Origin of the sequence: Mycobacterium sp. (assembly GCF_032159765.1) — a bacterium.
Taxonomy (GTDB): Bacteria; Actinomycetota; Actinomycetes; order Mycobacteriales; family Mycobacteriaceae; genus Mycobacterium.
This window is the reverse complement of the sequence record NZ_JAVHWM010000121.1, coordinates 1-2542: the sequence shown is the minus strand read 5'-3', so window position 1 is coordinate 2542 and position 2542 is coordinate 1. Positions and strand designations below refer to the sequence as shown.

Below are 2542 nucleotides of genomic sequence, written 5' to 3'. Positions count from 1 at the left end.
GTGCGGACCCGGAAGGTGATCCACATCAGCGGCTTGTCGCCCTTCGCGCAGCAGCGACTGGTCTGTCTAACCGGTTACGGCACGGCGTCGTCGGAATTTCTCTTCGGTCCTGCCGCCGATCCGAACGACGACCAAGATCCGCCGCCACAGCCATTCGAGTACTACGAGCACGAACAGCCAGTGGAAGATCCCGAGACGAGCGATTCGGGGCCGTCGACCCATGTCGTAGCGACTGCCGTCAACCTTTGGACCGATGCGGTTGAGGGCATGGCAAGCGATTACTTCGACATGGCCGAGAAGTGGATGGCCGGCGGTCTGCGATTGAGCGATGTTACGGACTTCAGCCAAAAGGTCACCGGGCGGCTGGTCAGCTCACCGCTGGAGTTCCTGGAGAGGGTGAACCAGCCCCGATACCCGCGTGGCCGACCGGGCCAGACACAGCAAGGCGATGCCCCATGACCGCTCCGAGGATGAGAATGCAGCGCACCGCCAACGTGATGCGTGGGGCGCTCCGCGATTTCAACATGATCACCGAGAACGCCTCGAAAACCGACAAAGCCGGAGAGTGGGGGCTGGACGCGTGGATTCGCGTGATCCACGAACTCGTCGATCTTCAGGTGAGGACGACCGCTACCGTTGTCCAGGCCGCCATCTCAGGACCGTGGTGGACACAGCCGGTCGACGACGAGCCACAACCGTCCGATCCAGTCAAAGTCAATTCGAAGAACTATCCGCGGACGTTGCAGGCCGCGTCGCCGTTCGTTCGGATCGGCTTACCACGGATGGCGATTCCTGCCCACAGCATCGGTTTCGTTCCAGAGGTGCTGCCCGCAGGAGCCACTGAATTCCAAGTTGTCCTAAAGGACTACCGCTTCGTGGGCGCGAACTATAAGGGAACGGTGCACTTGACGCCGGCGAACGACCCGAAGGCGGCACCTGAGGACAAGGACGTCACCGTCGGCCTGTGAGCGACGTGAACGCCGGGGGGCGACCGATGAATTTCGCGACCGAGACCACTACAAAGACTCTGTATTGGTCAGCGACACGACCGGGTCGGGCATGAGCGTCGAGTGTATTGAGGGGGCCATGACTTCGGCTCGACACCGCCCACGCATGGGTCACGTCAACCGGGGATTGACCACGTTGTGGCCGCGGTCACGGCCTTTCGGCGCAGGAGACTTCCGCCGTAGCTGGCCCAAGACGGCAAAACTTGCGACTACGCCAGCCACAATCGGACGGTGCGCACATCCGTGACCCAGCCCACGATCGATGAGCTGCTCGACCGCGCAGTGCAGGCAATCAACAGAGGCGATCGGGCGACTGCCGACGCTCTTGCCGGGCAGGTGCTAGCGGTCGACCGCAGCAACTCCGACGCAGAAGAACTGCTTGCAACCCCCGGAGACAGCGGGGAGATCCGTCGCCTGACCATCCTGTTCGCCGACCTGGTTGATTCCACCGCGCTGTCCACCCGCATCGAACCCGAGATCTATCGCACCGTTGTCGGGCGATACCGCCACCAGGTTCAGGAGGTCGTCGACCGTTACGAGGGACACATCGGCTCAACGCATGGCGACGGGCTACTGGCGGTGTTTGGTCACCCGAAAGCCCACGAGAATGACGTGCACCGCGCGGTGCAGGCTGGACTCGACATCGCGCGTCAGGTCAGCAGGCTCAGCGAGCGGGTGCAGAAAAGGTTCGGGGTCGACATCAGCGTGCGGGTCGGTATTCATCGGGGACTGGTCTACCTCGACACCGCCGTTGATGACGTCTTCGGTTTCGGGGCCAACCTCGCCGCCCGAATATGCGGCCTCGCTGAGCCAGGGACGGTCGTCATCTCGGACTCGGTTGAACGACTCGTCCGGGATGCGTTCGTGCTAGAAGCCCTGTCGCCGAAACCCGTGAAGGGCGTAGAAGGTTTGATCGCCCACTATCGCGCAGTTTCAGAACGCGACGTCGCAACAAGCATGCGCGGACCCTGGGTTGGCCGAGAGCCTGAGCTCGCCTCCCTCCAAAGAAGCTGGGCAGAGGCGACGGCAGGCACGCTGGCGACGCCGGGAATCGCGTTTCAGGGCGAGGGCGGCATTGGCAAGACGCGCCTTGCCCATGCCGCCGTCGACATGGCACAGCAGGCAGGCGCTGGCGTGCTGAGTTTGTTCGGATCGCCGTTTCACACCGATGTCGGTTTGCGCCCGGTACGGCGGATGCTGGAACGGCGATGTGGGATCAAGCGCGAATCGGATGCGGCGGACCGCATTCGCAGGCTGGAGGCAGAGGTCCGGAAGTGCTCATTGGAACCGGCCGCGGTCGTCCCGCTATTGGCGCCCGTCCTCGGCATCGGTCCAGAGAGCGGCTATGAACCCGTTCGCGCCGGCGGCGCCGGCGGCCCAACGCTGTACGAACAGATCGCCGAGGGCGTCCACGATTACGTCTTGGCCTGTCTGGGAACGGGACCCGGGCTCGTGCTGGTCGAAGACATGCACTGGTTCGATGCGGACACCAACGAGATAGTCCAGGCGCTGCTGCGCGAGGACAGCGGCCGGCT

The 2542-nt window shown here is 63.6% G+C and carries 2 protein-coding genes and 1 pseudogene; all 3 read left to right on the top strand.

What is annotated here, in order from left to right; all coding sequences use genetic code 11:
* Positions 1-459 (top strand): annotated as a pseudogene (locus QOH60_RS13520) (hypothetical protein); the annotation flags it as partial.
* On the top strand, positions 456-968 hold the full coding sequence (locus QOH60_RS13515) for a hypothetical protein (protein ID WP_526421075.1): 513 nt from the start codon (positions 456-458) through the stop codon (positions 966-968). The pseudogene QOH60_RS13520 and the gene QOH60_RS13515, both read left to right, overlap by 4 nt.
* Before the next feature lie 270 nt (positions 969-1238).
* Positions 1239-2542, top strand: a 1304-nt coding sequence (locus QOH60_RS13510) for an adenylate/guanylate cyclase domain-containing protein (protein ID WP_526421073.1), incomplete at its 3' end; no start/stop codon positions are given.